The sequence below is a fragment of the Xylophilus sp. ASV27 genome, assembly GCF_016428875.1.
GTDB lineage: Bacteria > Pseudomonadota > Gammaproteobacteria > Burkholderiales > Burkholderiaceae_C > Xylophilus.
In genome coordinates, this window is record NZ_JAELTO010000291.1 from 1 (window position 1) to 404 (window position 404).

The 404-nt window shown below is 74.0% G+C and carries 1 protein-coding gene; it reads right to left on the reverse strand.

Features of this window, described 5'->3' with window-relative positions:
• On the reverse strand, positions 1-404 hold a 404-nt coding region (locus tag JHD63_RS22930; RefSeq protein ID WP_233168556.1), incomplete at both ends, for a methyl-accepting chemotaxis protein.

A 404-nucleotide genomic window follows, 5' to 3' on the forward strand; every position in this document is an offset into this window, starting at 1 on the left:
ACGGCGAAGCCGCGGCCCTGCTCGCCGGCGCGCGCGGCCTCCACCGCGGCATTGAGCGCCAGCAGGTTGGTCTGGAAGGCGATGCTGTCGATCACGCCGATGATGTCGGTGATGCGGCGCGAGGCCTCGGTGATGGCCTGCATGGTGCTGACCACCTCGCCCATGACCTCGCCGCCGCGCGAGGCGGCCTCGGAGGCCGAGCCCGCGAGTTGGCGCGCCTGGCGCGCGGCGTCGGCGTTCTGGGCGACGGTGCCGGTCAGGTGCTCCATGGAGGAGGCGGTCTGCTCCAGGCTGCTGGCGGTCTGCTCGGTGCGGATGCTCAGGTCCTGGTTGCCGGCGGCGATCTCCTGCGAGGCGGTCGCCACGCTGTCGGTGGCGCCGCGCACGCCGCCCACCACCTGGCC